This is a genomic window from Paenibacillus sp. JNUCC 35, from assembly GCF_058269095.1.
Window position 1 is genome coordinate 270,740 of the sequence record NZ_CM177771.1, and the last position, 22,649, is coordinate 293,388.

The window sequence follows — 22,649 nt, forward strand, 5'->3', positions numbered from 1 at the left end:
ATTCACCGTAAAGGGCGGATCACGTAAAGTCCGGATCACCGAAAAGGGGAATCGCGTAACATTCGGTTCACCCCAATAGAAAGGAGGCCAGCCTGACATGCTGCCGACAAGCGAGTTCCATACGTACAAGCCCGCTATTCTTTCACTGCCGGCGGACCGCCCGCTTACCAAAGAAGACCTGCTCACGGACGACTTTCTGATGAAGAGAAGCGGCCGGCTGGGCATGTATTACGCGCCTCACAACGAATTTGTCCGTCCGGCCGCCCAAGTCGTGATCGTGGGGATTACGCCGGGCTGGACCCAAATGAAAACGGCCTTCGAAACGGCAAGGGCCGGTCTGCTCCAAGGACTGCCGGACAACGAAATCGTCCGAAAGGCGAAGGAAGCGGCAAGGTTTTCGGGGAGCATGCGGCGCAACCTGATTTCGATGCTGGCCGGGCTTGAGCTGCACCGATATCTGGGATTGGCTTCGAGCGAGGAGCTGTTCACGCAAGGCATCGGCTCCGTGCTGCATACGACTTCTCTGCTGCGGTACCCCGTTTTCGTACAGGGAAAAAACTACACGGGCGCGCAGCCGCCTCTTCTGTCCAATGAATTTCTGCGGGAAACGGCCTTCGCCTTCACGAAGGAAGAATTGGAGCGGCAGCCCGGGGCGCTGATTATTCCGCTTGGAAAGACGGTAGAAGGCCTGCTGCAGCGGATGGAAGAGGAAGGACTGCTTGGGGAGTGCGGCATTCTGCACGGGTTTCCGCATCCTTCCGGGGCGAACGGTCACCGCCACAAGCAGTTCGCCGAACACCGGGAAGCCATGATGCTGCGGCTGGAGGAGAAGTTCGGACGCGCGTAGATTACCAGTTCCGGTAAGCGTCGATAAACGACCGGGACGCCCGCGAAAGCCACCCGTCCCTTAGGCCGATCAAGGCTGATTGCGCCGGAAGGATGTCGCCTTCGAGGGGAATATACCGAAGGAGCGGGCCCGGATGCAGCTTCGGCACGGTTTCCGGCACGATTCCGGCTCCGAGTCCCGAAGAAACGAGCTGGAGCAGGGTGGACATGTCGGAACATTCGCACACGATGTCGGGTTCGAGCCGCCTTTTCGCGAATTCTTCGTGGATCATATGATGGAGCCCCAGCCCCTCCGTACTCGGAACAATCAGCGGATACTCGCGGATCTGCTCGAACGTGATGGGGCTTTGCGCCTGCATGTCGTCGGCCGCCGTTACGAAGCAGTAACGCTCCGAACGCACATAATGCATCGTAAAATCCTGCAGCGGCAGGGGAAGCGGCATGCGAACAATGGCCAAATCGATGGCCTGTTCTTTGAGCAGCCGGCAGAGGAGCGACGATTCGTTCTGATGGATTTTGAACGTAAACCGGGGATAGTTCTGCCTGAATTCGCCCAGTATATGGGGGAGCAGATCGTCGGACAGTGTATTGACTCCGATGCAGAGCTTGCCCGACCAGCCGCTCCGGACCGCATGAATCTCTTCCTGCGCTTCTTCCATGGAAGCGATGATTTTGACCGCGTGTTTGTACAGGGTCCGGCCTTCTTCGGTGAGCAGCATTCTTCGGCCCTCTCTGCGGAATAAAGCGGCGCCGAGCGTTTCTTCCATCGCTTTCAGCTGCTGGCTGAGCGGCGGCTGGGCGATATGAAGTTTTTTGGCGGCGGCCGTAATCTGTCCTTCTTCCGCGATGGCTTTGAAATAATGAAGTTGTTTCAGATCCAACCCAATCGGCTCCTTTTTCCATACGAAAATCATATAGGAAACAAATTATATTGATATTATTTATATACTTCCCATCATGATACCATGGAACTGCTGCATTAAATCCGAATCATGGAAAGAAGGAACTACCCGATGGATTCTACTGATGTTTTTATAAAGCGGGCCGTAGAGCTTGCATGCACGAATACCCGTGAAAAAAAGGGCAAGCCGTTCGGGGCCGTTATTGTAAAAGACGGCCGGATTATCGCCGAAGGCGTGAACGATGTGCTGGAAACGCACGATCCTACCGCACATGCCGAAATCCAGGCCATACGGGAAGCGAGCCGTGTGCTCCGGCAGCCGGATTTATCCGACTGTGAGCTGTATGCCAGCGGCGAGCCCTGCCCGATGTGCCTGTCCGCCGTCTACTGGGCCAAATTCAAGGCCGTCTATTATGCGTATACGGAAGAGGAAGCTTCGCGAATCGGAATGAGTACGAAATTCGTTTACGATCAACTGGCGCTTGCTCCCGAGAAAAGAGTCGTCCAGCTTGTCCGCGTGGAGCCGGATTGTCCGGATCATCCCTACGCGGTCTGGAAAGAAAGCCAGGCGTGAACATGCGAGCGACATTAACGCCCAAGATCGGTCTGGCGGGTCTTCAATGGATGTTTTTCATCCTGATGAACACGATTGTGGTACCGCTCACACTGGGGCACGTCTTCCAGCTGCCGCCAGGTCAGATCGCCTTCTCCCTGCAGGTGTCCTTTGTGCTGACCGGTGCCGCCTGCATGCTCCAAGCGTACTGGGGCCACCGGTTCGCCCTGATGGACGGTCCGGCCGGCGTCTGGTGGGGCTTCACGCTCAGCATCGCCACATCGGCCGTCGCAAGCGGCGCGGATATGAAGGCGGTCGGCGGGGGACTTGCCGCCGGGTACCTTCTGTCCGGCCTGATGATGGCTGTCCTCGGGCTGCTCGGTTTCGCGCGTATTATGCGCAGGCTGTTTAACCCGGTCGTCATCAGCGTCTCTCTGTTCCTTCTGTCCGCCCAGCTTATGGCCAGCTTCTTCAGAGGCATGCTCGGCGTCGGAGAGGACGGGCGGATGAATCCGCCGGTAGCCCTTCTGTCGGTGCTGATCGCGCTATTTGTCGCGGTGCTTTATTTGAAGGGGCGCGGATGGGTGAGCAACTTTGCCATGCTCTTCGGCATTCTGCTGGGCTGGGCCGCTTACGGGCTCACCTTCCCGGCTCCCGGCAGTATGCCGGACCACGCTGCGGCCGTACAGGGGCTTTTTCCATGGGGGAGTCTCCGGGTGGATGCCGGGATCATGGCGGCTTCTTTCATCGTCGGTTTCATCAACATGTCCAACACGGTGACGTCTTTGAAAGCCGCCGAAAAGCTGTACGGCGAAGCCGCCACGGAGAGCCAGTACCGCCGCTCGTTCCTGATCACCGGCCTGATGACCCTGCTGACGCCGGTATTCGGCCTGATCCCGTTCGGCACTTTCACCTCTTCGATGGGGCTGCTGGAGAGCATGAAGATCCTGCACCGCCAGGCTCTCGCTATCGGCGGCGGGCTTTTTCTCGTGCTAGGGCTTATCCCGCCTCTCGGAGGATGGTTTTCCGGTCTGCCGGTCAGTGTCGGGAGCGCCGTTCTTTTCGTCGCTTATCTGCAAATGTTCGGTACGGCCGTCCGTTCGGTGGAGGGAACAAGATTCAATTCCAAAACCATTTACCGGCTGGCCTTGCCTATTCTGCTCGGTGTCAGCATTATGAACACGCCCTCCGTTGTATTCTCGGCGCTGCCCGTTTATATCCGTCCGCTTGCGGGCAACGGTCTGGTGGTGGGGATCTTGATGTCTCTGATCCTGGAAACTTGCGTAAACTGGACAAAGCTGGATATCGCGAAGGAAAAGGGGTACGATTGAAAGATCCTGCATAAGCTGGAGATCAAACGACCGCAATCGGGTAATAGATAACAAACGGACAGGGCGGTCTTATAGTTGAAAGACACGGCAGGGAGTGAGAATATGGTTCAATTCGATTACTTGTTGAGGGTGCTTGTCGCCGGGATATGCGGAGCGCTTATCGGCTACGAGCGGAAAAGCCGCTCCAAGGAAGCGGGGATCCGGACTCATTTTGTTGTGGCCGTGGGTGCGGCGCTTATGATGACGATTTCCAAATACGGCTTCCAGGACCAGCTGGACTGGCCCAATCTCGGGTTAGACCCTTCCCGTGTGGCTGCGCAGGTGGTCAGCGGAGTCGGCTTCCTGGGTGCCGGCATGATCTTCATGCAGAAGCAGACGGTGAAGGGGCTTACGACCGCTGCCGGCATCTGGGCTACGGCCGGTGTGGGGATGGCCGTCGGTTCCGGCATGTACGGGCTCGGAATCGGTGTCACGCTGCTGATCCTGGCTGCGCAGAAGGTGCTGCACGGCCGGTTCAACTGGCTTGCGGCTCCGAAAAGCGAGCACTTGTTTATGCGTCTGGCCAACGAGCCGGATGCTTTGGAGAACATGCTGGCGGCCATCCGAGGCAGGGGCATCAAGGTGCTCAGCTTCACGATGGACAATGCAACCAAGGAAACGGACGAAATAGTTCTGGAGATCACCGTAAGGCTGCCCGAAACGTACCGCGTGGAGGAACTGCTGGGCCTGACTCGCGAGGTTCCGGCCCTTCTTACCATCGAGGTTCAGTAAGAACGCTGTTAGCAAATACCGTCCCCCGTCATGGAGGGCGGTATTTGCTTTGAACGCGGAAAGCCTGCGCTGCATATACTGTATAACCGGAGCAGAAGCACCGGAAAGTTTTGCAACCGTTCGCAGAATGGATATTCAAACTTTTTTCGCCGAGGTGAGGCTGGTGGGAACCCGATTATTAGCCGAGCAGTTGATTCAGCAGCGCTATCCTCATTTGAGATATGTCCGTGTTCATACAGACGGTAAAAATACGGCGGTCATCTACGCGTGGAACGAAGAACTGCTTCTGACCGCCGAAGATATGGCCAATCTGAAAGAATTCGCTTCGAGTTATTTGCTTCCTCATGTTTGTTTTAAAGTAAAACCTTACGACCAGCTCAAGACGGACAGTATTCCCCAGGCCCGCATCCAGGAACTGCCGGAGAGGATCTGGAAAGCGGCGGTGGCCCGGGAATCCAACCAGTACCGCATTGCGGCGGCGCTGAATGATTTGTTCACGATGAGCATCCGCTTTACGTTCAGCCGGTACGACTCTGTCACGGGCACCGTCCATTTTGTGGCCCGGGCTTCGATTCCCGTCACCGATGCGGTCAAAGAGAGGGTTCAGCGTTACCTCTATGAAATGATTCCGCTCGGGACCCGGAGCGAGGTTACTTACTATTGAGAGGCCTTCGGTAAAAACAAATTACCCCTGTACGGAGCGGTTGCGCTTCGGCACAGGGGTGATTTATTTCCGGATCAGCCGCCCTATTCCGGGTGAAAGCGGGCTTGCTGGACGGATGAACGGGGTTGGTTTGCGAAGCGATCTCCCGGGGAACAACCTCTACCGTGATTACGGAATTCGGGGTGAAAAAGGCAGAGAGCGAACCGGAAGAAAACGGAGCGCTCTCCCGGAGCCCGCAGGAGCCCGTCAGTGCCGCCGAAACAGGCGAAACATCCGGGAAGATGCAGCAGGGGTGTGTCGGGCCGCCAGAGGCCCCTGCAGCCCCTCTGGCAGCCGATTCCGGCGCGCCGGTCGCCGGCAGAGGGGCTTCTGCCGCCGGGGGGACCCGTGTTCCCGGAAAATCAACAAGACGTTGAAAAGCATACTGACGATGGTGGTCCTATTCGCGGAGACGGCGGGACTGCTGTGGCTGTTGAAGCAGTAGATTCCGGCCTCTTTGCCGGTTTGGGGCCGCAAGGCGCTGATATGATGGGCGGCCAGATTGTTTTGTTATGAAAAAAAGCCCCACCGGCCTTAGAGGCGGTGAGGCTTTTCGTGTATATATCCGGGCGTATGGAAGATTAAATGATGCCTTGGGCGATCATGGCGTCGGCCACTTTCTTGAAGCCCGCGATATTCGCGCCCACGACAAGGTTGTCCGCATGGTCGTACTCGGCGGCCGCCTGAATCGAAGCCTGGTAAATGTTCTTCATAATCTGATGGAGCTTCGCATCCACCTCTTCGAACGTCCAGGATTGGCGCATGCTGTTCTGCGACATTTCCAGCGCGGAAACCGCCACGCCTCCGGCGTTGGCCGCTTTGGCCGGGCCGAAGAGAACGCCTGCCTGCAGGAACGCGTCGATGGCGTCAAGCGTCGTCGGCATATTCGCGCCTTCGCCGATAGCTTTTACCCCGTTGCCGATAAGAGTCTTGGCGGACGTGATGTCGATTTCGTTCTGCGTCGCGCATGGGAGGGCGATATCGCATGGAATCGTCCAGATCTTGTCGCAGCCTTCATGATAGAAAGAGCCGGGATGGAGAAGGGTATACTCGCTGATCCGTTTTCTTTCGACTTCCTTCAGCTGGCGGACCGTCTCCACATTGATTCCGTTCGGATCATAGATATAGCCGCCGGAATCGCTGCAGGCCACCACTTTCGCGCCGAACTGCTGGGCTTTCTGCATGGCGTAGATCGCCACGTTGCCGGAGCCGGATACGACGACAGTGCTTCCCTCAAAGCTCAGGCCCTTGGCCTGCAGCATCTCGTGCACGAAGTAGACGGTGCCGTAGCCGGTTGCTTCCGGACGGGCCAAGCTGCCGCCGTAAACGACGCCTTTGCCGGTCAGGACGCCCGCTTCGAAGCCGCCGCGGATCCGCTTGTACTGTCCGAACATGTACCCGATTTCGCGGGCTCCGACACCGATATCTCCGGCCGGAACGTCCGTATCCTGACCGATATATCTAGAAAGCTCCGTCATGAAGCTTTGCGTGAAGCGCATGACTTCCCCGTCGGATTTGCCTTTGGGATCGAAATCCGATCCGCCTTTACCGCCGCCGATCGGCAGACCGGTCAGGGAATTTTTGAAAATTTGTTCGAAGCCGAGAAATTTGATGATGCTCTCGTTTACGGAAGGATGGAACCGGAGTCCGCCTTTGTAAGGCCCGATGGCGCTGTTGAACTGGACGCGGAAACCGCGGTTTACCCGAACATTGCCTTGGTCGTCCACCCAGGGAACACGGAACGAAACGAGCCTCTCCGGCTCGACCAGTCTTTCGAGAATGCCGGCTTTCATGTAATGCGGGTTTTTAGCAAAAACGGGAACGAGCGATTCCACGATTTCCTTAACGGCTTGCTGGAATTCATATTGATTCGAATTACGCTGTAAAACAGTCTGATAAACTTCTTCAATATACGTTTTTGCCGCCACTTCGTTTACGGCCTTGCCTCCAAGCGATACTCCCATTCACTTCACCAACCTTGTTTAGGTGTAATTTTCTAATACTATTACATGTTTTTAATGGGAGAGCAACCATATTTCCATAAAAAATGCTTTATAGGGCGATAAAAAAGGTCGATGGCAAAATCCGAATTTTAATTGACCACTGGATGTTTAATGTACGATTTTAGCGTCGGATATGCTCTGCCGAGGGCTGCGGAAGGGCCGGAACAGAGGCCGGATTCTGCGCGGGCCGAGCTTTCGGGGCCTGTTTTTTTTGGACAAGCGAGCGTCCTTTTCCGGTCAGGGCCTTACCGAAGGAGGCCCGCAGCATAATGATGCCGAGAACGAGTAAAATTGTGAACAAATTTTGATAAGCTCCGAGAAGTGCCGATTTTTTTCACCTCTGCGAGAAGAGTGGAAGCCGCTGATTTTTTCGCTTCCGCGGGGGAAAGACGGTCTCCCGACCAGAGGAACGGCCGGACAAGCCTGATTGAAATTACTCCCCGCGGCAGGGAAGTTTTCAGAAATGTCCGTAAAGCGCGCATCGGGGCGTATTCGGAAATTTTGGGGAGCTGGCCCGAAGCGGAGCTTTCCCAGCTGGAAGAAACATTGAGAAACTGAATCATTCTCTCGCGGACTGGGAAAAGAAGTGATTCAAAAGGCTTCCTCTTCCTATCCGCTAAACCTGCTATAATAGAGCCGGAAGAAACTGCCGGCCCGCGAACAAACGGCCGGATCGATAAACGAATAGATCCGATGAGTCCCTTCTTAAGACATGGTGCTGACCGGAAGGTTGCATACGCGCCGTCAGGAGGGATTTTTTTTGTGCTGCATTCATCGGATTTGAACCCGGAGCCGTTCGCTTACGACTATAGTGTAGCGCGCTTAATACGGAGTATGAGAGGTTAGCATGGGAATGAAAAATATAGTTTTGGCAGCCTGCGGCATTTTTTTCGGGGTTCTTCTGATTTTTACGCTTGGATGGGACCCGAATGGAAGGGAGAATGCGGCAGGGCCGGTCTACTACGAGAATAAAGCCATCGTCCTGCTGTACCATGATATCCGCAAAACGGCCGGCAGCCGTCAGGATCATCCTTCAACCGTGACTCCCGAGCAATTTGAAGAGCATATGGAGATGCTGAGGGACCGGGGATTTCATATCGTTCCGATGGAACAGTTTGTACAGTTTATGCGGGAAGGCGGGAAATTGCCGCCCAATGCCGTTGTTCTGACCTTCGACGACGGGTACGAATCCTTTTATACCGAGGCCCTGCCGATTTTGAAAAAACACGGCGTGACGGCTTCCAATTTTATCGTTGGAATTTCATCGGACCTGTTTAATCCAAACGCCGACCCGCATTTGAACTGGAATCAGATCCGTGAACTGAAAGAAGCGGGCATGGGCATCTATAATCACACCTACGATCTTCACCGGAAAATTCCGGAAGATGAAACGGACATGATGACCCCGGCGCTAACCGCCCGGATGTTCTTGGAACAGAGGAAGCGTAACGAGATTGACGGAGAATATCGGAAAAGGATTCGAAGCGACATCGCTTATCTGGAAAAGAGACTGGATGACGAAACGGGCAAGCACCGCCGTTTGCTGGCCTTCCCTTACGGGGCTTATACGGACGCTGTCGCGGTAGAGGGCCGGCGGGCGGGGATCGAGCTCTTTTTCTCGATTGAGGACGGGATTAATCAGCCGGGCAGCGAGATTGTCCGCCGAATAAACGCCGGAGAGCCTTATATAACGGCAGACACCTTGTGGAGCATGCTGAAAAAAGTTTTTTGAGCTTTTTTTGAACCGCAGCCGGACTTCTTACGCCAGTAGATAGAGAGAGTGTGGAAGGAGTGTCAGCATGGAACTGGAAACCGAGCAGCAGCAGCTGGAAGCCATGGCGCCGGTGGGACGAACCGTGTTCCCGCGTCTAGGCGACCGCATTGCAAAAGAAAGCCTTCGGAACCGCTTGGAGAAGGGGCTCCGAAGGCTTTCTTGGCGTTAAATGCTACAAAGCGGCATACTTGGCGATACCGCCGATAATGGCAGGCCAGTCGGGTCGCGGCAGCTCGTGTCCGGTACCCTCAAGCGTTAAAAGTTCCGCACCTGCAATGGAGTCGCGCAGCGCTTTCCCGTGTCCGTAAGGGATGATGGGGTCTTCTGTCCCGTGAATCACAAGGGCGGGCGCCTGGATCTCGGCACTCCGGCCCAGATAGGCTTCTCCGCCTGTCACATAGCTGTGATTGAAAGAGCTCGCGTAGTTAAGGGCCCTCGCAATATCTCTCTCGGCCAGGGCGGCTACCCTTTCCTCGTCAAACGGATGCTTGGACCCGGCAAGGATACGCCATTTGTCAACGGCGTTCCGAAGGAGCGTTTGCGGATCGGACCCATCCATCTCTCCCATGGAATTGAAGAAAGCTTCCACTTTCGCTTCCATCGGGGGCAGCTCTTCCCATCCCGGACCGAAATACATCGTGCTCAGAAGCGAGATGCCCTGCACGTGATGAGGATGCCTGAGGGCGATGATCTGGACGAGCATGCCTCCCATGGACATTCCTACGAAATGGGCTTTTTCCACCTCGTAGGCGTCCAGAACGGCGATGGCATCGTCCGCCATATCCTCGAACGTATAGCCGGGCTGGCCGGGTTCATAGCTTGCGGAGCGCCCGGTGTCGCGGTTATCGTAGCGGATCACGAAGAAGCCTTTCTCGGCCAGCAGCCTGCAGAAATCTTCTTCCCACCAAAGCATGGAAGCCGTTGCCCCCATAATGAGCAGGACTGCCGGATGTGCGGGATTGCCGAAACTTTCCGTGCACAATTCAACATCTTTGACGCGTATCATTCGTTCACTCATGTTATAAACCCTCCGATTCATGTTAAAAAAATAAAAACACAGGCGCTGCCTGTGTTCGGGTGACCGGAAAGGAACGCGAGTGCCCCGCATGTCCATGCACGTGTATGCGTAATTCCCCCTCGCTATAGAACGAACAGCTTGTCACGCCGCAGGAGGCTCCCGCTCCACCCGGTCAAAAATCGCGGGGGCAGAAGCGGGTCTTGCAGTGAAAGCGTTCAGCGAACGAACGATGCGAGGGCACGAAATATGCGGCGGATAAGTCGTTCCGTTACCGGAGCATCGAAGGGGTGCCGAATGCAAGCCATAGCGGGCTTGCATTCGGCGGAGGGCATAGAAAAAGAGGGCGGATAAGTCCCGCCCTCTTTAGCCTACGGCTAATTGGGGTTATGAAGCAGGCAGACCAATCCCGATCACCCTGCACAGGGCAGGGCCTTTAAGCGCTATTTAGTTAGCTGCGTAAAGTCGATCGAAATTAACTGTTCCCACACATAACCCTCCGTTCTTTATAAGATAAGCATATTTTACCAGAACTTCAGGGTGAGAGCAATAAGAGCGGCACACCGGGCGGGCAAGAAGGGCGGGCGGAATACAAAGTTGAAAAGCTGTAAGGTGCCTATCACTCTCATCATTTACGCAGGCCGGACAAGTCGCCGTCCCTCCGGCTGCTTACTCTTCGACAACGACAGGCAGCGAATTCAGATTATGGTTGTTCGGAGGCAAATGGTCCTGCGGCCGGAAGTCGTCCGGTATCGAGTAATCCGAGAACCGTTCCACGAATGTTTCCAGCGCCTTTACCGCTTCCATCCTTGCGAGCGGAGCCCCCAGGCAGAAATGCTGGCCGCTGCCGAACGTAAGGTGCTTGATGTCCTTACGCTGCACGTCGAACGACTCGCCGTCCGGAAACCGGTTCTCGTCCCGGTTGGCGGACGAAACCCAGGCGATGATCAACTGGTCCTTCTTCATCTTCGGACCGAACACGTCCGTGTCCTCCCCGATTCTCCGGTCCAGCGAAACTGCGAACCGGTAGCGCAGGGTCTCTTCAACCGCCTGCGGCACCAGACTGCGGTCTTTGCGCAGCTGCCCGTAAGCACCGGGCTGGTCTTTGACCAGGCTGTAGAACATGTTCGTCAGCAGCGTGGTCGTGGTCTCGTTCCCGGCACCCAGCAGGCCCATCGCGGTTTGAGCGACCTCGGCGTCCGTGAAAGAGGCCCCTTCGTATTCCGCAAGAATCATATCCGAGATGATATCGTCTTGGAGATGCGTGCGTTTTTGCCCGACAATGGGAAGCAGATATTCGACGAACTCTTTGCTGGCGCGGGCTTTGGCGGCCTGCATCTCCTCGATATGCTGAAAATCGTGGGGCATGAACAAAATGTCCGACCAGTTTTTAATCTGCCGCCAATCTTTCGAAGGCACTCCCAGCAGGTCGGCGATGACCGTGACGGGCAGAGGAACAGCCAGCTCTTGAACAAGATCGACCGATCTCTTCTCCGCCACGTTGGCTACAAGCTCGTTCACGATGTTCTGAATCCGCGGTTTCCAGTCTTCCAGACTGTGTGGAGTAAAGGCTTTGGAGAGAAGCCCTCTGCGTTTGCGGTGATCCGGCGGATCGGAAAAAATCAGATTCACCTTGTTGTCGCTAAGGGGAACCGGAATCAGGCTCCGGTCTCTTTTGCTGGGAAAAAGTTTGTAGTCGCTCAGAACTTGCTTGGCATGGTCATAAAGAAACACATTCCACGTATCCTGCCGCTCGTCGTAAAATACCGGCGATTCTTCACGCATCTTCTTGTACCAGGGGTAGGGATTCCAGAACTCGTCCTTCGTTCTAAAACCGGTAATTTCATGAATGAACAGCTGTTCTTTAACCGCCATAAAATAAGCCTCCCTCATAAGAATGAATGGTATGGTGTACAGGCCATCTGGATTTTCACCCTTTTTTGGTTAAAAGGAAACAATTGTTAATTAATATGAGAGAGACAAGCGGATTATCCTTGTTCCACGTGAAAAAAACCGCCGGCCCGGAAAGGGCACAGCGGTTTGGGTGTTGCGGCTGCGTAACGCCGCAGGCGGCGGGTTTTGTGGGACCGGCGGCTCGAAAAAGTGCCAACCGGGTGCGCTAGTCGGTGTCTGTGCGGCGCACAATGCGGGGGATGTCCGGTTTATTGTTCCCCGGTCGCCTCGGCCAGAAGCTCATAGGAGCGCAGACGCGCCCCGTGATCGTAGATCTGCGAGGTGACGATGAGCTCGTCCGCCTGCGTCTCCGACAGCAGGTAGTCGAGTCTCTCCCGCACGGTTTCTTTCGTTCCGGCGGCCGTGATGCTGAGCTGCTTCCGGACGATGGCTTTCTCGTGCGGGCTCCACAGCTCATCCATGTTGTCCACCGGCGGATTGAGCAGGCCGGTCTGTCCGCGGATGAGCTTCAGGAACTGCTGCTCGTGGGAGGTCGCCAGCCTGCGCGCCTCCTCCTCGGTATCGGCGGCGAAGACGTTGACGCCGATCATGACATAAGGCTCCTTCAGCGCCTCGGACGGGCGGAAGGAGCTGCGGTACAGCTCCAGCGCCGCGATCAGGTAATCCGGCGCGAAGTGGCTGGCGAAGGCGAACGGAAGGCCTAGCTCGCCGGCCAGCTGCGCGCTGAAGCCGCTGGAACCGAGCAGCCAGACCGGGATGTTCAGCCCTTCGCCGGGCACGGCTCTTACACGGCCCGGGGAAGCGCCGGGTCCGGGGTTCAAATAGCCCCGCAGCTCTTCGAGCTGCTGCGGGAAGTGCTGGCCGTCGCTTTCGGGACCGCGGCGCAAAGCCCGGGCCGTCAGCTGGTCGGAGCCGGGCGCCCGTCCGAGGCCCATGTCGATGCGGCCCGGATAGAGCGACTCCAGCGTGCCGAACTGCTCGGCGATGATCAGCGGCGCGTGGTTGGGCAGCATGATGCCGCCCGAACCGACGCGGATTTTCTTCGTGCCGCCGGCGACGTGGCCGATTACGATCGAAGTCGCCGAGCTTGCGATGCCCGGCATATTGTGGTGCTCGGCCAGCCAGTAGCGGTGATACCCCCACTGTTCGGCGTGCTGGGCAAGGTCGAGTGTATTTTTTAACGAATCGGCCGGTGTTGCCCCGAGGACGACCGGAGCCAGATCCAGAATGGAGAGCGGGATACGAGTGATGTTTTTTGCCGGTTGATTGGTGTCAGCCATCGGAATCAGCCTCCTGTTTAAATGGTGTCGGAACAAGTGATCTTATCGGGCCGGATAAGGAACCCCCGCCTTTTGTCCAAGGTAGGGGGTACCGTCGATGTCCGGTTTTTGCGAAAGTCATCTATTTCTGCTGCCCGGTTTCCAGATCGGAGCCTCGGGAACGGGATTGGGATCGGGATGGAGAAAATGAAATTGTTAAAGAATAAACCGACTGTACCTGTTATTATGAAAGAGCATATAACCCGATGCAAGTACCTACTTTTAAGTGATATAGGTGCTTTAAGGATACTAAAGGAGCCAGGCCAATGGGAGATCAGCTTTTTAAACAGTCTGTGGAATTGACGCTGAAAGTAGTCGGGGGCAAATGGAAGCCGGTCATTCTCTGCCATTTGACGGAAGGTACACACCGTTTCGGGGAGTTAAAGCGGGAAATGCCGGACATTACCCAGAAAATGCTTACCCAGCAGCTGCGTGAGCTTGAACAGGACGAGATTATTCACCGCAAGGTGTACAAACAGGTTCCGCCCAAAGTGGAGTATTCACTCACACCCTACGGGCTGACCATCAAGCAAGTATTGAACGTGATGTCGGAGTGGGGAGCGAATCATCAGAAGAAGATGCATTCGGCTCCGGCCGGGCCGCCGCATACAGAAGCGACCGAGCTTTGACTCTTATTCGTTTGGGCCGCCGATGCCGGGCCGGGCTGGTACGAGCGCCGGAATCCGATTTTTCAACTGTCCCGAACGATTTATATGGCGGATCAGCCTATTGACGGCGGACGGCTCCTCTTCGGAGGGGCTTTTTTTGCGTTGCGCGGAAACGAATCATGGCGGGTTTTACTGCTCATTAGTATCCTTTTGGTTACTACGTTCCCTAATAGTGCGTACTTTCTTTTCCGCTGCCGAGGACCTAGAATAAGCGCATGGCAATCAACAAGTTCTAACTGACATCCTAGGAGGAATCATACATGGAATTGCAATTGGCGCTGGATCTCGTAAACATCCCGGAAGGGATTGAGCTGGTTAAAGAATTGGAGCCTTACATCGATATCGTTGAGATCGGAACACCGGTCATCATCAATGAAGGCTTAAGAGCCGTGAAGGAAATGAAACAGGCTTTCCCTAATCTGAAAGTTCTTGCCGATCTCAAAATCATGGACGCGGCGGGCTATGAGGTCATGAAAGCATCCGAAGCGGGCGCCGACATCATTACGATTCTGGGCGCGGCGGAAGATATGAGCATCAAAGGGGCCGTTGAGGAAGCAAGAAAGCAGAATAAAAAAGTTCTGGTCGATATGATCAGCGTAAAAAACCTGGAAGAGCGCGCAAAAGAAGTCGATGCGTTCGGTGTCGATTACATCTGCGTTCATACCGGATATGATCTGCAGGCTGTCGGCAAAAATTCGTTCGAAGATCTTCAAACGATCAAACGGGCCGTTAAGCGGGCAAAAACGGCAATCGCCGGCGGCATCAAGCTCAGCACGCTGCCGGAAGTGATTAAGGCGCAGCCGGATCTCGTTATCGTAGGCGGGGGCATTACCGGACAGGACGACCGTAAAGCGGCCGCGGCCGAAATGCAGAAGCTGATCAAGCAGGGGTAATCTCTTATGCAGACGACTCAATATCTGTCCGAGATTCAGGAGGAGCTCCACCGCACAGCCGAAGCTGTCGTGAGCCGCGAAGCGGAGGAACTGGCGGATGCCATTCTGAATGCCGGCAAAATTTTCGCGGCCGGAGCGGGCCGCTCCGGACTGATGATGAAAGCTTTTGCCATGCGCATGATGCACCTCGGTTTCGACGCATACGTCGTCGGCGAAACCGTCACGCCGAATCTGACCAAGGACGATGTGTTCATCGTCGGCTCGGGTTCAGGCGAGACGAAGAGCCTCGTCTCGATGGCGGAGAAAGCGAAAAATCTGGGCGCTTCCGTCGCCGCCATCACGATTTTTCCGGAATCGGCTCTCGGCCGGTTGTCGGATATCGCGGTTAAGCTGCCGGGCTCGCCGAAAGACAAGTCGGACAACCCGTATCCGACGATTCAGCCGATGGGTTCCCTTTTCGAGCAGACGCTGCTGCTGTTCTGCGATGCGATTATTCTCCGGCTGATGGAGAAGAAGGGGTATACGTCCGAGACGATGTTCGGGCGTCATGCCAATCTGGAATAGGCTGAAGCGGAGCGGGCCTGTTCCTGAAGCGGCTAAACTTTAAAACGGAAAGCTGTTACGTTTCCTCCGGGAAGCGCAGCGGCTTTTTTTGCTTGTCTGCGAGGGGCTGCTGGTTTAAAGGGAGCCGCTTTTTTACATCTTGTCCGATGCTGTAAGCCTGAAGTTTAGCTGTCGGCCGGATTCCCGGCCTGGGTCCGTTCTTTCCGGTGCCCGGCTTTTCCTTCCCCGAGGTTCTAGGTACAATGACTATATAACCTTTGCAAAAAAAAGCGAGTAGGATGGGGCGGTGCGCGAATATGCGGGTAGATCGGCTGCTTTCCATGCTTCTGATTTTATCGAAGAAGGGCCGGGTTACCGGAAAGGAGCTCGCGGAGCATTTTGAGGTGTCTCTCAGAACGATTTACCGCGATATCGACAAACTGGCGGAAGCGGGCGTTCCTGTGGCTGCAATGGGCGGAGCCGGCGGAGGATATTATCTGATGGACGGCTACTCGGTCGAAAAACTATTCCTCAACAAAGGGGAAGCGCAGACGTTCCTCACGGTTATGGATCAACTGGGCTTCCTTTTCGGGAAGAACAAGAGCTTTAACGAGCTTATCCTAAAGTTTGAAAGTGCATTCGGCAAAGTACCATCCGGCACGCGGCGCTTAAGAATGGAATTGTCTCCTTTCAGCCTGGAAAGGGAAGTTCAGGACCAACTGCTGCTTATGAATCAGGCTTTGGAAGAGAGCCGGCTGCTCCGTTTCGATTACAGCAACCGTCATCTGGAATCTTTCAGCAGAACGGTGGAACCGGTGCGCATTGAATTTACCGGCGGTCAGTGGTATTTGGCCGCTTTCTGCCGCAGCCGTAACGATTACCGCAGGTTCAAGCTGGTTCGGATCTCTCGGTTAGAGCTGGGAGATCCGTTTCCGGGGAGAGTGCTCACGACGGATGAGTTAGATACCCTCGCCGAACAAGGGTATCTGGCCGGCAGCATACGGGTGCTTTTGAAATTTTCAGCGGGGATGGGCCCTCAGTTAAAAGAGCATTTCGCCAAAGAATCGATTATGAAGACAGAAGATGCTTACCTAGTGAAGGATGATTTCCCTCATGAAGAAGGGCTGATGAAATTCATTCTGGGTTTCGGAAAAGAGTGTGAGGTGCTGGAACCGGGTTTTTTGAGGGAAGAGATTCAGAACTATCTTCTGGACATGCAGGTTCGCTATCAGAATGGCTGACATATAGATGTCAGGGATACCTTTGTATAGTAAATGGCAAGGAACGCTATACAAAGGGGGCTTCGCCAAATGTACAAGCAAGTATTGGAAAAGGAAATAATTCTTTATACGTTCAATCCGCACCCGAACCGTCATTACGGCTATAACATAACGGTTCTGCTTGATGGGAACAAGGCGGTTTTGATCGATACGGCTTACGAGGAGCATGCCCGGCAGGTCCGGAATGATCTGGAGGAAAACGGAATCACAATAGAAGCGGTTGTGCTGACTCATTTTCACGACGATCACATCTACGGGTTAAAAGTTTTGCCTAAAGTGCCGGTTTACGGAAGCGTGCATTATCAGACTACACTTGATATGTGGACCGATCCGGAGGATCATCACTTGTTTATTCCGGACTGCACAGTCGAAGGCAGCACGAAGTTTACTTTCGGGGAGCATGAGCTTACCCTGATCGGTTTTCCCGGGCATTCCCACTGCGGACTGCTCGTTGAGATTAACGGCACGTATGTGCACATTGCCGACGAACTGATTCACACAAACGGGGGAGAGCCGATTCTCCCTTCCATTGATTATCGGAAGTATGTGGGCAGGCACGCGGAATCTTTGGAAAAGTTAAAAACCTATCGTTCCCGTATCCTGATCCCGAGCCACGGTCGGGTTATACGCGGAGAGGCCTATATAGACCGGGACATTGCGAATCGGCTCACCTATTTAAATGCCCTGCTGAACAGTTCCAAAGAACTCACTTACGAGGAAGCGACCAAGGATTGCGATTGCTCGTTCCTTCATAGGGAGTGGGTCCGGTTTGCTTACCGTTGAGGAACAGAGTACGGCGCGATTCCGGAAAGGATGACCTTAGTGAAGATAGACCGACTGCTTGCGATGACGGTGCTGATGCTCAACCGGGGACGGATAAGCGCCAAGGAGCTGGCCGAACGGTTCGAAGTGACGACGAAAACGATCTACCGCGACATGGAGACGCTCAGCCGGGCGGGAATTCCGGTTGTCGCCCACCAGGGCGTGTCCGGCGGATTTGAAATTATGGAGCCGTACACGCTGGCCAGGCAGCTCGTCTCCCTCAAAGAGATTTCGTCCCTGCTTGCGGCCGTCAAAGGCGTAAGCACGGCTCTCGACGACCAGACCTACGCTAATCTGGCGGAAAAAGTGCAGGGACTGCTTTTACGGACGGATACCGCGGACTGGGAGCGGCGCAAGGACGAGATCGTTTTCGATTTTCATCCGTGGGGGCAGGGGGAGGCGGCGAAAAACAAAGTCTCTCTCTTGAAGCGGGCGATTGAGGAAAGCCGACGGGCGGCTATCGCCTATGTGAACACGAACGGGACCGAGACCGAAAGAATCGTTGAACCCGCCGCCCTGATCCTGAAGGGTTCCGTCTGGTACCTGCACGCTTACTGCACGATGAGAAAAGAGTTCCGCGTCTTCCGGCTCTCCCGGATCGCGGATCTGTCCGTCCTTTCTCAGGCTTCGGAGCCTCGTGAAGTTCCTCCTCTGGAGGGATACAACTGGAACCCGCAGTGGCTCGCTCACAAGGAAGTGGAGATGACGCTGCACTTTCGTCCGGAGGTCCGGCACCGCGTGGGGGATGCTTTTCCGCCCGGTCTGGTGAGTCTGCTGCCGGACGGAAGCCTGTGCGTCCAAGGGGTTTTTGCGCTGGACGAGTGGTTTTACGGGATGCTGCTGAGTTTCGGAGACAGTCTGAAGATCGAGCATCCGTCCAGCCTGGCCGGCGAAATCCGGGAGCGGGCCCGCAAAATTTTGCTCCGCTACGAGAACTAGGACATACAGCTGTCCACTTTTCCCGGCTACACTACTCTTAAACAGGGAAAAGAGGAGAATGAACCTATGAATATGAAATCCGTTTTTGCAAACAAACCATCCTTCCGACTGGCGGGCGTGAGTGTCCGAACCACGAACGCCGCAGAGGCGGGACCGGAAGGAAAGCTGCCGCAGCTCTGGCAGCAGTTTTTCGTCAGCGATATTGCGTCCAGGCCCGGCATTGAGAACCCTCATCTGATTTACGGATTGTACACGGATTACGAAAGCGACGCGTCGGGAGAATATACGGCGCTGCTTGGACATGAAATCAGTGAAGAAACGACCGGCAGCGCATCTTCCGGTCTTCAGTTTGCGGATGTTCCCGCAGCCCGATACATGATTTTCGAGACGCGCAAAGGCCCGGTGAAAGAGGTGGTACCACAGCTGTGGCACGAAATCTGGGCGTATTTCCAAAACGCCGCGGAGCAGCGGACTTACACGGGAGACTTCGAGGTGTACGACGGACGCGGGTTTGACCCCGAGAACTGTGTCGTCCAGGTTTATATCGCCATCCGATAAAACGGAGACGCCGGCGCACCAGCCGGCGTTTTTCTTTACCTTGACATGAAACCATAAGGTTTCCTATAATCAAATAGGTAACCAAAACGTTTCCTAAATTAACGGAGGGAATCCATCTATGTCAGAAGAATTGCTCAAAAAACTTCGTTATAAAGAAGGACCGGCCCTCGTCCTGAATGCGCCTGAAGGGTACCGTCTCGGCATCGAAACGGAGACTGCCGACCAGGAGGAGGATAAGGCTGCATTTCTCCAGCTGTTTGTGAATCACGGGCAGGAGGTGGACGAATGGGTACCGAAGGTGATCCCCATGCTCCGGGAGGACGCCGTTTTCTGGATCACGTACCCCAAGCAGAGCTCCAAGGTCAAGACGGACATTAACCGGGATACTTTAGCCGCGAAGGTACAAAATAACACGGAGTTCCGGCCCGTCAGCAATGTGGCCGTCGACGACAAGTGGTCGGCTTTGCGTTTTCGCCGCTCGGATCTGGTAAAATCCAAAAAATAAGCACCTGCATACAGGAGGAACTATAGATGACTAACACGCCGAATACTCTGCCGGATATCCGCCAGACTCAGCTTTTCAATGCCCCGATCCAGAAGGTATGGAACGCCGTGGCGACGTCCGAAGGAATTGCCGCATGGTTTATGCCCAATGATTTTCAGCCCGAACTCGGATATGAATTCCATCTTGAAGCGGGGCCCTTCGGGAAGTCTCCCTGCAAGGTGACCGAGCTGGACCCGCCGAACCGGCTTTCCTTCCGGTGGGGCAAAGACTGGACGTTGACGTTCGAGTTAGCCGACCTGGACGGCAAAACCGAATTCACCCTGATTCACGCGGGATGGGACCCGGAGAAGGTGACCGAATTCGGACAGTCTCATGCGGAAGTCCGCGAGCGGATGTCCGGCGGCTGGGTAGGTCTGGTCGAGGCGCTCCGCAAGCAAGTCGAGGCCTGATATGGGCACGGCCGAACCGAATCAGGACGTATTTCAGGCCATTGCGGACCCGACCCGCCGCAAGGTCCTGAATCTGCTTGCCGGGCAGGAGATGCCCGTCAACGCGATCAGCGGCCACTTTCCGATGAGCCGGACGGCCGTTTCGAAGCATCTGCGTATTCTGGCCGATGCGGGCCTTGTCCAGGAGCGAAAAGTCGGCCGCGAGAAGCGGTACCGGCTTCAGCCGGAGCCTTTGCTGGAGCTGAAGCGGTGGCTGGCGTACTACGAGCGGTTCTGGGAGAACCGGCTCTCCGTGCTCAAGCACCTTGTGGAAGCGGACGAACCCGGCGAAAGCGGCGGAGAGCCTTCCGGGCTCAAGGCGGCGGAGCCGGGAAGCCGGCCTTAGCCGTCCATGCTTGCCCGCCCCGCGGCGGACGGTGAATCCCGTGTCCCTCTTTGTACCGAGGGGCACGGGATTTTTTTGGCGTCGCAGCCGGATGGCCCGAAGCGACGGCATCGCCAGAGCCGTTCAGCACCATGGCCATGACCGGTTAAAGGTAGCTCTGAAGGAATGGCGGTAAAATGTTCCACGGGAAACATGTCGAATTAGCGGGAGGAAGAGCGAACCGGGTCGGGCAGGCCGTTGGCTAAGCGGTTCCCCGCAAAAAGTAAAGTTGACTGAAAGTTAAATAAACTAAATTAATTAAGAGGATATTCGATAAATCATACAGAACTATTCATTTTTTTGTTAGGGGGATCAGCAATTTGGAGCAAACCATTTATTTAATTAGACATGGGGAAACCGTTTTAAATTCACAAGGGAGATACCAAGGAGAGCTTGATTCACCATTAACTTTAGAAGGAATCGAACAAGTAAGAAATATATCGAAGTTATTAAAAATCGTAATTCATGACAGTATACGGGACAAAAAGAAAGTAATCGCTGTATCACACGGACTAACAGGAAGAATCATAAGAGGAATCTATCAAAATTTAACAAAGGATCAAGCATTAAGATTGGAAGTATCTCAAAACACTTTCTTTAAATTGGCCGATAATGATATTAAAAGCTTTTGTTGCGAGTACGATGAATTTTGAATCGGATGCGTGAGTTGAATAACAAAGGACATAACGGATTAGATGATTAATCCGTTATGTCCTTTAATTTATAAATCTTTTTTCGCCCGTCGTCCGGTGCCCGTCGCCCCGGTGCTCGCGCGCCGCATCAGCCCTCGTCCGGCTGCGCCCAGACCGATACGCTTCCCCCGTTCACCGGGAAGTCGGCAAAACCGTCCTCGCCGATGGTGATTTCATCTTCCCGCGTGCCGGTCATATCGAGCCACACCTGGCCGGCACGTTCTTCGCCGACGAACATGCGCTTCTCGCCGTCCTCGCCGTTGGAGATGACGACCGCACAGCCGGAGCGCTCGACTTCGGCATCTCCGCGGCGGACCCAGCCGATCGTGTTCGGATGATCGAAGTAGTCCTCCTGCTCACCGTAGGCTTTGCGCTGGCGGGCATAGAGCAGCGGATCGATGGCCGCCGCCTTGCCCTCCGCCGGCTCCTCTCCGCCTATGCCGAAGTAATCCCCGTAGAAGACACACGGGTACCCGTCCTTGCGGAGCAGGACAAGGGCGTACGCGCTCTGCTTGAACCAGTCTTCGATCCACGATTCCAGCGACTCGTTCGGCTGGGAGTCGTGATTGTCCACGAAGGTGACGGCGTGCAGCGGATGGGTTTGAACGAGCGTGTCCTCGAACACGGTCGTAAGGTCAAAATCTTTGCCGGCTTGCGAGGCGGCATGGAGCTTGTAGTGGAGGGCGACGTCGAATAGGTCGATTTTGTAATCGACTTTATCGAGAAATTCGCGGCAGGCCGCCACCTCGGGGTTCCAGAACTCTCCCACGATGTAGAAGTTTTCTCCGCGTTCCTTGATCATTTCGCTTGCGAATTCCCGGATGAAATCGTGGTTGATATGCTTGATGGCATCCAGCCTGTATCCGTCGCACTGCAAAGTGTCGACAAGCCATTTGCCCCAGGTGATCATCTCTTTTCTCACGCCGGGATGGCTGTAGTCGATGTTGGCGAACATGAGATAGTCGTAGTTGCCAAATTCGTCGTCCACATTGTCGTTCCAGCTCTTATTTTCCCCAAGGATGCGGAAAATGCCGGTTTTATCTTCCTTGGCATCGTAATCGGTGCCGTTAAAATGCCCGAAATCCCATTTGAAAGCGGAGTATGTGTCGCCCCGTCCCGGAAAAGTGAATTTCGTCCAGCCTTCGATATCGAAAGGCTCGGAAATCACCTCGTTGCGGTTCTGGTCGTTCACTTGGACCACCTTGAACAGCTCTTTCTCGTCCGCACCCGCTTTATGATTCATCACGAGATCCACGTATACGCAAATCTCGTTGTCCTGACACGTTTTGATGGCTTCCAGCAGTTCTTCCTTCGTTCCGTACTTGGTCCGGACCGTTCCTTTCTGGTCGAATTCGCCCAGATCGTACAAGTCGTACACGCCGTATCCCGTATCCTGATCGGACTGTCCTTTGGTAACCGGGGGAATCCAGACGGAGTCGAACCCTTTCTTTTTCAGCTCGGGAGCCAGCTCCTTAAGCCGTTTCCAGTGGGAGCCGTCCGCGGGGACGTGCCACTCGAAAAACTGCATCATCGTATGATTCCTTGTCATTCCTTTTCCTCCTAGTCGACTGTGGGCCTTTTGCAGCAAAGGGTCGCTCATCTCTTTTGGTCTAAGGAATGGTTACCCAAGTGGACGTCCTGTCTAAACCTGCATGGTTTAAATAGGCTGCTGTCGGGATTGACCGTCGGTTAAATACAGGACTTAAGAATCATTTTAAGCGTTTTCAATAAAATTATTAAATATTT

The 22,649-nt window shown here is 54.9% G+C and carries 25 protein-coding genes; 19 read left to right on the forward strand and 6 right to left on the reverse strand.

Annotated elements, in window-relative coordinates; genetic code table 11:
- Positions 1-97: 97 nt before the first annotated feature.
- Entirely contained in the window at positions 98-847 is a 750-nt protein-coding gene (locus AC2TF6_RS01330; protein ID WP_491309649.1) for a hypothetical protein, read from the forward strand.
- A 1-nt stretch (position 848) separates the two neighbouring features.
- Here the strand turns inward: AC2TF6_RS01330 and AC2TF6_RS01335 are convergent, their stop codons facing one another.
- Complete coding sequence (locus AC2TF6_RS01335) at positions 849-1,727, reverse strand: LysR family transcriptional regulator (protein WP_491309650.1); 879 nt, start codon at positions 1,725-1,727, stop codon at positions 849-851.
- A gap of 132 nt (positions 1,728-1,859) precedes the next feature.
- Between AC2TF6_RS01335 and AC2TF6_RS01340 the strand changes: the two genes are divergently transcribed.
- The 5 genes from AC2TF6_RS01340 (at position 1,860) to AC2TF6_RS01360 (ending at position 5,621) form a co-directional block, all read left to right on the forward strand.
- Positions 1,860-2,321, forward strand: coding sequence for a nucleoside deaminase (locus AC2TF6_RS01340; protein ID WP_009675820.1), 462 nt, complete (start codon positions 1,860-1,862; stop codon positions 2,319-2,321).
- A 2-nt stretch (positions 2,322-2,323) separates the two neighbouring features.
- Positions 2,324-3,631, forward strand: coding sequence for a uracil/xanthine transporter (locus AC2TF6_RS01345; RefSeq protein WP_491309651.1), 1,308 nt, complete (start codon positions 2,324-2,326; stop codon positions 3,629-3,631).
- Between the two features lie 102 nt (positions 3,632-3,733).
- Positions 3,734-4,402, forward strand: coding sequence for an MgtC/SapB family protein (locus tag AC2TF6_RS01350; protein ID WP_491309652.1), 669 nt, complete (start codon positions 3,734-3,736; stop codon positions 4,400-4,402).
- 49 nt (positions 4,403-4,451) lie between these two features.
- On the forward strand, positions 4,452-5,066 hold the full coding sequence (locus tag AC2TF6_RS01355) for a hypothetical protein (RefSeq protein WP_491309653.1): 615 nt from the start codon (positions 4,452-4,454) through the stop codon (positions 5,064-5,066).
- Between the two features lie 387 nt (positions 5,067-5,453).
- Complete coding sequence (locus AC2TF6_RS01360; protein WP_491309654.1) at positions 5,454-5,621, forward strand: hypothetical protein; 168 nt, start codon at positions 5,454-5,456, stop codon at positions 5,619-5,621.
- Between the two features lie 65 nt (positions 5,622-5,686).
- Here AC2TF6_RS01360 and gdhA read toward each other — a convergent pair whose 3' ends face one another.
- Entirely contained in the window at positions 5,687-7,069 is a 1,383-nt protein-coding gene (gene gdhA / locus AC2TF6_RS01365; RefSeq protein ID WP_491309655.1) for an NADP-specific glutamate dehydrogenase, read from the reverse strand.
- Between the two features lie 892 nt (positions 7,070-7,961).
- Between gdhA and AC2TF6_RS01370 the strand changes: the two genes are divergently transcribed.
- Together AC2TF6_RS01370 and AC2TF6_RS01375 are read left to right on the forward strand one after the other, a co-directional pair.
- Complete coding sequence (locus AC2TF6_RS01370) at positions 7,962-8,840, forward strand: polysaccharide deacetylase family protein (protein ID WP_491309656.1); 879 nt, start codon at positions 7,962-7,964, stop codon at positions 8,838-8,840.
- 67 nt (positions 8,841-8,907) lie between these two features.
- A complete protein-coding gene (locus AC2TF6_RS01375; protein ID WP_491309657.1) occupies positions 8,908-9,051 on the forward strand; it encodes a hypothetical protein in 144 nt (47 codons plus the stop codon).
- Positions 9,052-9,054: 3 nt separating this feature from the next.
- Here AC2TF6_RS01375 and AC2TF6_RS01380 read toward each other — a convergent pair whose 3' ends face one another.
- The 3 genes from AC2TF6_RS01380 to AC2TF6_RS01390 all read right to left on the reverse strand — a co-directional run bounded on the left by AC2TF6_RS01380 (position 9,055) and on the right by AC2TF6_RS01390 (position 13,091).
- Complete coding sequence (locus AC2TF6_RS01380; RefSeq protein ID WP_491309658.1) at positions 9,055-9,900, reverse strand: alpha/beta fold hydrolase; 846 nt, start codon at positions 9,898-9,900, stop codon at positions 9,055-9,057.
- Between the two features lie 666 nt (positions 9,901-10,566).
- Positions 10,567-11,772 carry a cytochrome P450 gene (locus AC2TF6_RS01385; protein ID WP_491309659.1) on the reverse strand — a complete coding sequence of 402 codons (1,206 nt, stop codon included), beginning with the start codon at positions 11,770-11,772 and terminating at the stop codon, positions 10,567-10,569.
- 287 nt (positions 11,773-12,059) lie between these two features.
- Positions 12,060-13,091 carry an LLM class flavin-dependent oxidoreductase gene (locus AC2TF6_RS01390; RefSeq protein WP_491309660.1) on the reverse strand — a complete coding sequence of 344 codons (1,032 nt, stop codon included), beginning with the start codon at positions 13,089-13,091 and terminating at the stop codon, positions 12,060-12,062.
- Between the two features lie 305 nt (positions 13,092-13,396).
- Between AC2TF6_RS01390 and AC2TF6_RS01395 the strand changes: the two genes are divergently transcribed.
- The 11 genes from AC2TF6_RS01395 to AC2TF6_RS01445 all read left to right on the forward strand — a co-directional run bounded on the left by AC2TF6_RS01395 (position 13,397) and on the right by AC2TF6_RS01445 (position 20,864).
- On the forward strand, positions 13,397-13,759 hold the full coding sequence (locus AC2TF6_RS01395) for a winged helix-turn-helix transcriptional regulator (protein ID WP_491309661.1): 363 nt from the start codon (positions 13,397-13,399) through the stop codon (positions 13,757-13,759).
- 299 nt (positions 13,760-14,058) lie between these two features.
- The gene (gene hxlA / locus AC2TF6_RS01400; RefSeq protein ID WP_326051390.1) at positions 14,059-14,691 is read left to right on the forward strand and encodes a 3-hexulose-6-phosphate synthase; all 633 of its coding nucleotides are present in this window, start codon (positions 14,059-14,061) and stop codon (positions 14,689-14,691) included.
- A gap of 6 nt (positions 14,692-14,697) precedes the next feature.
- A complete protein-coding gene (gene hxlB / locus AC2TF6_RS01405) occupies positions 14,698-15,255 on the forward strand; it encodes a 6-phospho-3-hexuloisomerase (RefSeq protein WP_491309662.1) in 558 nt (185 codons plus the stop codon).
- Between the two features lie 296 nt (positions 15,256-15,551).
- Positions 15,552-16,475, forward strand: a complete 924-nt coding sequence (locus AC2TF6_RS01410) for a helix-turn-helix transcriptional regulator (RefSeq protein ID WP_491309663.1) — start codon at positions 15,552-15,554, stop codon at positions 16,473-16,475.
- 69 nt (positions 16,476-16,544) lie between these two features.
- Positions 16,545-17,297, forward strand: coding sequence for an MBL fold metallo-hydrolase (locus AC2TF6_RS01415; RefSeq protein ID WP_491309664.1), 753 nt, complete (start codon positions 16,545-16,547; stop codon positions 17,295-17,297).
- A gap of 39 nt (positions 17,298-17,336) precedes the next feature.
- Positions 17,337-18,275, forward strand: a complete 939-nt coding sequence (locus AC2TF6_RS01420; RefSeq protein ID WP_491309665.1) for a helix-turn-helix transcriptional regulator — start codon at positions 17,337-17,339, stop codon at positions 18,273-18,275.
- A 66-nt stretch (positions 18,276-18,341) separates the two neighbouring features.
- Complete coding sequence (locus AC2TF6_RS01425; RefSeq protein ID WP_491309666.1) at positions 18,342-18,833, forward strand: GyrI-like domain-containing protein; 492 nt, start codon at positions 18,342-18,344, stop codon at positions 18,831-18,833.
- Positions 18,834-18,951: 118 nt separating this feature from the next.
- Positions 18,952-19,338, forward strand: coding sequence for a hypothetical protein (locus AC2TF6_RS01430; RefSeq protein ID WP_491309667.1), 387 nt, complete (start codon positions 18,952-18,954; stop codon positions 19,336-19,338).
- Between the two features lie 26 nt (positions 19,339-19,364).
- On the forward strand, positions 19,365-19,787 hold the full coding sequence (locus tag AC2TF6_RS01435; RefSeq protein WP_009675860.1) for an SRPBCC family protein: 423 nt from the start codon (positions 19,365-19,367) through the stop codon (positions 19,785-19,787).
- 1 nt (position 19,788) lies between these two features.
- The gene (locus AC2TF6_RS01440) at positions 19,789-20,172 is read left to right on the forward strand and encodes an ArsR/SmtB family transcription factor (RefSeq protein WP_491309668.1); all 384 of its coding nucleotides are present in this window, start codon (positions 19,789-19,791) and stop codon (positions 20,170-20,172) included.
- 359 nt (positions 20,173-20,531) lie between these two features.
- Positions 20,532-20,864, forward strand: a complete 333-nt coding sequence (locus AC2TF6_RS01445; protein ID WP_491309669.1) for a phosphoglycerate mutase family protein — start codon at positions 20,532-20,534, stop codon at positions 20,862-20,864.
- 127 nt (positions 20,865-20,991) lie between these two features.
- Here the strand turns inward: AC2TF6_RS01445 and AC2TF6_RS01450 are convergent, their stop codons facing one another.
- Positions 20,992-22,452 (reverse strand): alpha-amylase, encoded by a 1,461-nt coding sequence (locus AC2TF6_RS01450; protein ID WP_491309670.1) that lies wholly within the window; start codon positions 22,450-22,452, stop codon positions 20,992-20,994.
- Positions 22,453-22,649 lie beyond the last annotated feature (197 nt).

Coding starts and splice junctions, on each gene's coding strand:
- AC2TF6_RS01375 (WP_491309657.1), top strand. CDS start 8,908: ATGGAACTGGAAACCGAGCAGCAGCAGCTGGAAGCCATGGCGCCGGTG.
- hxlB (WP_491309662.1), top strand. CDS start 14,698: ATGCAGACGACTCAATATCTGTCCGAGATTCAGGAGGAGCTCCACCGC.
- AC2TF6_RS01350 (WP_491309652.1), top strand. CDS start 3,734: ATGGTTCAATTCGATTACTTGTTGAGGGTGCTTGTCGCCGGGATATGC.
- AC2TF6_RS01390 (WP_491309660.1), bottom strand. CDS start 13,091: ATGGCTGACACCAATCAACCGGCAAAAAACATCACTCGTATCCCGCTC.
- AC2TF6_RS01395 (WP_491309661.1), top strand. CDS start 13,397: ATGGGAGATCAGCTTTTTAAACAGTCTGTGGAATTGACGCTGAAAGTA.
- gdhA (WP_491309655.1), bottom strand. CDS start 7,069: ATGGGAGTATCGCTTGGAGGCAAGGCCGTAAACGAAGTGGCGGCAAAA.
- AC2TF6_RS01330 (WP_491309649.1), top strand. CDS start 98: ATGCTGCCGACAAGCGAGTTCCATACGTACAAGCCCGCTATTCTTTCA.
- AC2TF6_RS01410 (WP_491309663.1), top strand. CDS start 15,552: ATGCGGGTAGATCGGCTGCTTTCCATGCTTCTGATTTTATCGAAGAAG.
- AC2TF6_RS01370 (WP_491309656.1), top strand. CDS start 7,962: ATGAAAAATATAGTTTTGGCAGCCTGCGGCATTTTTTTCGGGGTTCTT.
- AC2TF6_RS01340 (WP_009675820.1), top strand. CDS start 1,860: ATGGATTCTACTGATGTTTTTATAAAGCGGGCCGTAGAGCTTGCATGC.
- hxlA (WP_326051390.1), top strand. CDS start 14,059: ATGGAATTGCAATTGGCGCTGGATCTCGTAAACATCCCGGAAGGGATT.
- AC2TF6_RS01385 (WP_491309659.1), bottom strand. CDS start 11,772: ATGGCGGTTAAAGAACAGCTGTTCATTCATGAAATTACCGGTTTTAGA.
- AC2TF6_RS01430 (WP_491309667.1), top strand. CDS start 18,952: ATGTCAGAAGAATTGCTCAAAAAACTTCGTTATAAAGAAGGACCGGCC.
- AC2TF6_RS01440 (WP_491309668.1), top strand. CDS start 19,789: ATGGGCACGGCCGAACCGAATCAGGACGTATTTCAGGCCATTGCGGAC.
- AC2TF6_RS01425 (WP_491309666.1), top strand. CDS start 18,342: ATGAATATGAAATCCGTTTTTGCAAACAAACCATCCTTCCGACTGGCG.
- AC2TF6_RS01380 (WP_491309658.1), bottom strand. CDS start 9,900: ATGAGTGAACGAATGATACGCGTCAAAGATGTTGAATTGTGCACGGAA.
- AC2TF6_RS01415 (WP_491309664.1), top strand. CDS start 16,545: ATGTACAAGCAAGTATTGGAAAAGGAAATAATTCTTTATACGTTCAAT.
- AC2TF6_RS01435 (WP_009675860.1), top strand. CDS start 19,365: ATGACTAACACGCCGAATACTCTGCCGGATATCCGCCAGACTCAGCTT.
- AC2TF6_RS01450 (WP_491309670.1), bottom strand. CDS start 22,452: ATGACAAGGAATCATACGATGATGCAGTTTTTCGAGTGGCACGTCCCC.
- AC2TF6_RS01345 (WP_491309651.1), top strand. CDS start 2,324: ATGCGAGCGACATTAACGCCCAAGATCGGTCTGGCGGGTCTTCAATGG.